Raw genomic sequence first — 6775 nt, forward strand, 5'->3', positions numbered from 1 at the left:
ATTTGTACAACAAGAGCCGTGTGAGGGGAGACTTTCAAGCACGGTTCTGTGAGAGGCTTAGGGTGAAATTCCCTTTGCCTACTCGATGCCGAAACCGTTGGCAAATATAAAAATATATGAATTCTCAAGAAACAGATATTATTAGTCAATTTATTCCAACCATAATTAGTTTAATATTTACAGGATTAATTAGTGTTGTAATTGGAATTTATCTTGAAAAATTTAAAAATAGATTATCAACTATTAAGTTCTCTATTTTTAATCAACCAATAGCTACTTCATCACAAGATAATTATTGGGGAGATATAAAAGTTTCTCATAATGGGAGAGATATTAAACATATAAGTGTATTAACTTTTAAAATTGAAAATACAAGTAATAAAGATTTAGAAAACTTAAAAGTAGATTTATCAGTAGATACCAATAGCCAAATACTAGGGCAGTCTGGATTCTATAATGAAACGAATACAGCAATTTTACTTGAAAATGATCATTTTAACTATTATAAAAATGTTCTCGAAAGAAATGTTCAAAATAATCAAGAAGCGAATTTAAACCCGAACCATATAATTCCTGTTCAGCTAAAATCAGAAGTTGATTGGGTAATGAAAAATAAAAAATTTCATTTACCTGTTTTCAATCGTCGAAGTGAAGCGACATTTAATTTATTAGTTGAAAACTTTAATGGTCAAGTACCTATTGGATATATTAATATTGTACATAAATCTTTAAGGCTTGAACTTAAAGAAGACTCTGATACTGAGCTAGGTAAAACAATAATTTATATGCTTATTTTTGGGTTAATTATATATATTATCTCGTATGTCTTATTATTTAAAGAGTATAATGATGCTACTATTCCCTTAATATTAACTCTTATTTTAGGTTTAATGTATTCAATTTTAGGTTTGGGAGTACATAGGTTTATTCAGTTTATAAGAAAGCAATTGAAATAAATACATTTGCCAACACCGTATATAACAAATAGCTGTGTCTTTTCTAAACCGAAAATTTTGGTATATTTGGTAAACCGCCAAATCTTTTGATTTGGCATTTTGAAAAGAAAAGATAAAAGCAAAATACAAAAGATTTGGCTTGTGGCGTGGCGGAATATTTTAGTCAATTTGCACGCTACTTGTCATATACAAGACCGTTGTAAACAATTATGAGAAACATTCTGCTATCATTAATAATTTTAATTAGTTCAAACCTATTTGGACAGAATAATGATATAATAAATTCTCAAAAAGAAAATTTCACAAAAGCTGAACAGCTACTAAAAAACTCAAACGGATTAGAAGCATTATTTTATTATCATCAAGTTTGTTTTCCGAATTTAAAAACGGATTTTGAGGACAAAGCAAAACAAAGAATAGATTCATTACTTCCGATTTACCAAAAAATGGAATCATCTAAATGGAAAGGGAAATGGGAATTAAAACAGCTCAAAACTAGTCTCTTTGCATTTGAAAAAATTATAATAACAGAGAATATAATTTCATTTTATAATAAAGTTAATGACACAATAGCTTCGAGAAATGAGAAAATTAAACATACCGAATATGAACCTAACGATTTTGTAGTTAATATCAATAGTCTAAAATTTGAGAATAACGAAATATGGGAATTTAGCACGGAAAAAACTGATAATGAATTAAGACTTTTTCCAAACTTAAAAACAGAATCAAACGGAACAACTTGGTTATTATTAGATGAAAGAGCAATGATAAGAAATGACGTTGAAAGAGAAAAAGCATTAGCCGAAGAAATAAGAACATATTACGTACGAATAAAATAACTGTTTACAACATCGCATAAAAATAATGCATAGATTAGTGCTTAATCAAAGTCTAGTGCTTTTTTGTTACTTCTGATTTTCCTGCGGAAAATCCTCGCACACAAAACCGCACTATTCTTATACGTAACCGTTGTAAGTAATTAAAAAACATCGAATGCCATCAAAATCGTATATTAATTTTCTTCATATTAGGATGGATGTTCTTAAGCTAATAGAAACACATACATATTATACCAAAAACAAATCTAGCAATACGAGTTTAGGTCATCTTACAAGAAGCGCAATTGTAATGCTATGTGCAGCTTGGGAAAGATATAATGAAGATTTATTGATTGAGGCAATTGAAAATATTTGTGATTCAATAACAGATGTCAACCTTTTGAATAAAAAAATAAAAAAGACTATTAGTTCTAAAGTGAAACTGGATAAAAATGAAAGTAAGCCAATTGAACTCGCAGGAGATGGTTGGAAAAGTGTTTGGAAATCTTATGCAGTTTCAGAAACAAAAGTATTACATACACCAAAATCAAATAAACTCAAAGCTCTTTTTGACACTTACCTAGGAATACCTGACTATACTAGAATATGGAGTACAACTAATCCTGAAGAAATTGACGCTTTTGTAAGTGTGAGAGGAGACATAGCTCATAATGGAAATAAAGCATCTTATGCGAACATTAATAAATTAAGAGTATATCAAGATATGATAATAGATAATGTTATAAATATAGATTCAAACATTGCAGATGAAATTGCTAGAATGACTGGTTCAGCAGATTTGCCTTGGGAAAAAAATTATTATACTGATCTTAAAAAATATAAGTAGATTTGCATATGAGTAAATTCGTAATAAAACAGATGAGAAATGGGCAATTCTACTTTACTTTAAGAGCTGCTAATTCAGAAATTATTCTCACGAGTGAAGGATATACAAGCAAGCAAGGTTGTATTAATGGAATTAATTCTGTAAAAACAAATGCAACATTTGATGGTAGGTTTGTAAGATTGACATCTTCTAATGGAAAATTTTATTTCAATCTAAAATCTCAAAACGGAGCTATAGTTGGAACAAGTGAAATGTATTCTACTATTCAATCAAGAGAAAACGGAATTGAATCTGTAAAGAGAAATGCACCAAATGCCTCAATACAAGAATAACTACTTACAACACAGTATATAAGCTATGGCTTGGTCTGTCCTCACTTGGAAAATCCTGCGGATTTCCCAAAGCCAGTTTTTATCAGGAAAGGTCTGTACCGAGACACGCCACAGCTCATATACATAAACGTTATAGGCAATTTAAAAAAAATTGTGACTCAAGTAAAAAAAAGACATCATTACGTTTGGAGAAATTATTTAAGAGCTTGGTCTGATTCAAAAGACCTAATTCCGTCTTTAATAAAGATTAATAATAAAATTGCTACTACGAACTTGATGAATGTAGCGCAAAAAAATTTTTACTATTCATTAGAAGAATTTACAATTGAAGAAGAAAAAAATCTAAAAAAAATTATTATAAATCTTAGTAATGAAGATACAGAAGAAATATTTAAAGAATATTTTAATCTATTTATATCTTATTCAAAAGCTAAAAGAATTTTAAATAATAATACTAATATTCCAAAAGAAAAAAAATCTGAAATAGAAGAAAGTTTAAAACTAATGAAATCCAATTTAATGGAAGATTTTCATTCTGATTTTGAAAAATTTGGACAAAAATTAATTGAGGTTAAAAAAGTTGATGATTTAGAATTCTTAAAAGAGAATACTTCATTAATGAAAACATTTCTTTTTTTATGTTTTCAGTATGTGAGAACAAAAAAAATGAGAAGTACTTTCACCAAAAGTTTTGAGAATCATTTTAATATTCTTCCTAAATATTTCAATATTTTATCATTCGTTTTAGCTACTGGAATGGCCAACGGACTTATGCATTATAAAGAAACGAAAATTATATTTATAGAAAATACGTCTGAAATTGATTTTATAACATCAGACCAACCAATAATAAATCTTAAAGAACACGAAAAAAACGAAAAAGGAAATGTAAAATCGTTAGAGTTTTTTTACCCAATAAATCCCAAAATAGCTTTCAAAATTCATTACAACAGTGGAAAAAAGTTTGAGCATTTAAAAATATCTGAAAATGAGGTGGAAGAATTCAATCAAATAATCTTTGATAAATCAGAAGACTTCGTTTTTGCTAAAAATACAGAACAACTTAAAAAATATAAAAACTGCCTATAACACCGTATATTTCCAATTGTGGTTTTGTGTCCTGCGGACACAGATGCTCACGCATCAAAGTCAGTTCTTTTTACTATCTTTAATCCTAAATTCCCACAACTGACAAATATACAAGACCGTTGTGCCTCATACGAAAAAAAATCCATCTATAAATGAATATTAGTAGAACTCAAATTGAAGTTGACCAACAATCAATCAATCCGATGTTAAAAATTTGGGTAAACTTAGAATTCGAGTATTCTAATGAAATACCGATTTCATTAACTGGTAAACTTTGCCATCAAAATGGTCAAATTATTTCCATACTGTCCGAATATCAACTAAATACTGACAGTAACCTCGGTCTGAAATTAACAACAGAGCAAGAAAAAAAATCGAGAGAGATAAGTACAGGCAGACATAGTGTACAATTAAGTGCATTGCTTACACCTAAAGCAATCGAATCAATTGAAATACAACGTGAAAAAACACAAAATAAATCTGCTGAATTTTATATAGAATTTGTGGCTAAGACCTTAATTCAGCCTTCGACTTTAGATGATTTACAGGGAAATGATTTAGTCCGTTTAAAAATTGAATCTAAACATTCAAGAATTAAAATTGAGCAAAGCGATTGGGTTACGAATTTTTCTCCAAAATTGGGCATCGGTAAATTTTTACTTTTGGAACTTGACGTATCCACTTCTGAAATATCTGATTTATGGAAAAACCTTATCGAACTTTTAACTTCGAACATTTTAGAAATGGAAAAGTGGATAAAACTTGGTGAATGGAAAAAAGTTATGGATACATCGAGACATTTTTTTGATGGATTGAAATTCAATAATAATTCACCTTTCAAACAAGATTTAGAGAAAAAATTATCTGAAGAACAGCATAATAAAGAGGGAATAAATGACCTGTTTAAAGGTATAAAATCGTTGTTTGATTTTACTTCAAAATATGCTCACGTGACAGATAGAAATGGAAACATAAAACCATACCCAAATGCGAAGAAAGAGGACGCTTATTTCGTATTTTCTCTCTCTGTTGGACTTTTGAACCTGATAAACAGTAAAATACAAACGGAATAAAGTACGAGGCACAACACCGTATAACAACAATTGCGGCTTTGTGTCCTGCGGACACAACCGCGCAAGCATAAAAGTCGGGAATTTTAGCTATCTTAGTTTTTAATCAATCCGCAACTGATTGTTATACAAGACCGTTATATACCATTTAATAAAAAATAATATAGAATAATGAACGATCGAATCGTTTTCTTATTAAAATTCGGATCTGAAAAAAATATAAAAGATCTCTTTGAAAATGGAACTATATTTTTAAATCCATTCGAAAAGTTTGAAAAAGACGAAAAAAATAATTTTAGGGGAGATAATTATGAAAGTTTAATCGGATTAGAAAATTTTTCAAATCCATCAAAATATAGAATTAAAATAACAGATACTAAAACTGGAAAAATATCTGATCACAAACCAAAAAAATTAGTGAAACTCTATAAAGATTTAAGTGCTGGAAACCTTTATTCAATGTACTGTATTAAAAAATCTGAGATTAATAATAACAAAAAATTTAAAATCTCAATAAAAATGAAAGAATTTGGGTCTCATTTTTTATTCATACATAAACCAATGGAATTTATGAAAAGAATAGAAAATACTTTTAAAGAAAATCAATTAAAATTTAATGCAAAAGCTGTTACTTATTATGATCATAAAAAATTTAGTGGTCCATTATCATTATTTCATAAAAAAAAAGAACATTCCTATCAAAATGAATTTAGAATAGTTACACGTAATTCAGGTAGTAAACCTTTAAAATTAAATATTGGAAATTTAGATAACATTTCTAAAATTATAGAAACCAAAAGATTGGAACATTTGGAATTCTCATTAAAAGAAAAATAAAAACGGTACATAACAACGTATAATTCCAACTAAGGTTTTGTGTCCTGCGGACACAGACGCTCACGCGTCAAAGTCAGTTCTTTTTACTATCTTTATTCTCCAAATTCCCTTAGCTGGGTAATTATACAAGACCGTTGTGTGTAATTAAAGAAAACGTCCAAGACAAAATGAAACAAACCTTTAAACTTTATCCTATGATTATATTATTCTCTTTTTTTGGTTTATTCGGACAAGACAAGAAAACTGAAATTCAGAATACTACTGAACTAAAAAGCGGACAAATTTGGAAATATAATACTCGAAAAGGAGAAGAAAAATCCAGAGTCGTGATTTTAAAAGTTGAGGATTATGGAAAAAGAGGTCAAATAGTTCATATTGCTGTTAACGGTCTAAAAATTAAAAACGAACATATTGAAGGCGGAATTTCCAAAGAAATAGGACACTTACCATTTGACAAAGAAACTACTATAAAAAGTTTGACTGAATTGGAAAGTACGACCGATAAATTACCCGATTTTATGGATGGTTACCTACAATGGAAAGAAGCATTTGACAGCGAAAAAGGCGGAGTATTTACAATAGAAATAAAAGAAGCAGTTGATTTTGTTGACAAATCAATGAATAAATAACTACACACAACAACGTGTATAAAAAATTGCTAAATTAGTGCTTAACCAAAGGTCGTTGCATTTTTGTTACGTCTGAATTTCCTTCGGAAATTCCTCGCACACAAAACCGCAACTATTCATAGTGTGCCAAGAATCAACCATGGCAATAAAAGGGTTGAATGCTGTAAATAAGATGATGGTAGGTCCATCAGAGT

Annotated in this window: 8 protein-coding genes; all 8 read left to right on the forward strand. The window is 29.0% G+C overall.

Features of this window, described 5'->3' with window-relative positions:
- Window positions 1–116: 116 nt before the first annotated feature.
- The 8 genes from FT986_RS00020 (at window position 117) to FT986_RS00055 (ending at window position 6581) form a co-directional block, all read left to right on the forward strand.
- Entirely contained in the window at window positions 117–956 is an 840-nt protein-coding gene (locus FT986_RS00020) for a hypothetical protein (RefSeq protein WP_147863255.1), read from the forward strand.
- A gap of 209 nt (window positions 957–1165) precedes the next feature.
- Window positions 1166–1798 carry a hypothetical protein gene (locus tag FT986_RS00025; protein WP_147863256.1) on the forward strand — a complete coding sequence of 211 codons (633 nt, stop codon included), beginning with the start codon at window positions 1166–1168 and terminating at the stop codon, window positions 1796–1798.
- A gap of 154 nt (window positions 1799–1952) precedes the next feature.
- Window positions 1953–2624 (forward strand): HEPN domain-containing protein, encoded by a 672-nt coding sequence (locus FT986_RS00030; protein WP_147863257.1) that lies wholly within the window; start codon window positions 1953–1955, stop codon window positions 2622–2624.
- A gap of 8 nt (window positions 2625–2632) precedes the next feature.
- Window positions 2633–2956, forward strand: coding sequence for a YegP family protein (locus tag FT986_RS00035; protein WP_147863258.1), 324 nt, complete (start codon window positions 2633–2635; stop codon window positions 2954–2956).
- Between the two features lie 153 nt (window positions 2957–3109).
- The gene (locus FT986_RS00040; protein WP_187248540.1) at window positions 3110–4045 is read left to right on the forward strand and encodes a DUF4238 domain-containing protein; all 936 of its coding nucleotides are present in this window, start codon (window positions 3110–3112) and stop codon (window positions 4043–4045) included.
- A gap of 152 nt (window positions 4046–4197) precedes the next feature.
- Window positions 4198–5118 (forward strand): hypothetical protein, encoded by a 921-nt coding sequence (locus tag FT986_RS00045; RefSeq protein ID WP_147863260.1) that lies wholly within the window; start codon window positions 4198–4200, stop codon window positions 5116–5118.
- Between the two features lie 168 nt (window positions 5119–5286).
- Window positions 5287–5952 carry a hypothetical protein gene (locus tag FT986_RS00050; protein ID WP_147863261.1) on the forward strand — a complete coding sequence of 222 codons (666 nt, stop codon included), beginning with the start codon at window positions 5287–5289 and terminating at the stop codon, window positions 5950–5952.
- Window positions 5953–6146: 194 nt separating this feature from the next.
- Entirely contained in the window at window positions 6147–6581 is a 435-nt protein-coding gene (locus FT986_RS00055) for a hypothetical protein (RefSeq protein WP_147863262.1), read from the forward strand.
- Window positions 6582–6775 lie beyond the last annotated feature (194 nt).

Origin of the sequence: Mesonia sp. K4-1, from assembly GCF_008017825.1 — a bacterium.
Taxonomy (GTDB): Bacteria; Bacteroidota; Bacteroidia; order Flavobacteriales; family Flavobacteriaceae; genus Mesonia.

Coding starts and splice junctions, on each gene's coding strand:
- FT986_RS00025 (WP_147863256.1), top strand. CDS start 1,166: ATGAGAAACATTCTGCTATCATTAATAATTTTAATTAGTTCAAACCTA.
- FT986_RS00035 (WP_147863258.1), top strand. CDS start 2,633: ATGAGTAAATTCGTAATAAAACAGATGAGAAATGGGCAATTCTACTTT.
- FT986_RS00055 (WP_147863262.1), top strand. CDS start 6,147: ATGATTATATTATTCTCTTTTTTTGGTTTATTCGGACAAGACAAGAAA.
- FT986_RS00050 (WP_147863261.1), top strand. CDS start 5,287: ATGAACGATCGAATCGTTTTCTTATTAAAATTCGGATCTGAAAAAAAT.
- FT986_RS00020 (WP_147863255.1), top strand. CDS start 117: ATGAATTCTCAAGAAACAGATATTATTAGTCAATTTATTCCAACCATA.
- FT986_RS00030 (WP_147863257.1), top strand. CDS start 1,953: ATGCCATCAAAATCGTATATTAATTTTCTTCATATTAGGATGGATGTT.
- FT986_RS00045 (WP_147863260.1), top strand. CDS start 4,198: ATGAATATTAGTAGAACTCAAATTGAAGTTGACCAACAATCAATCAAT.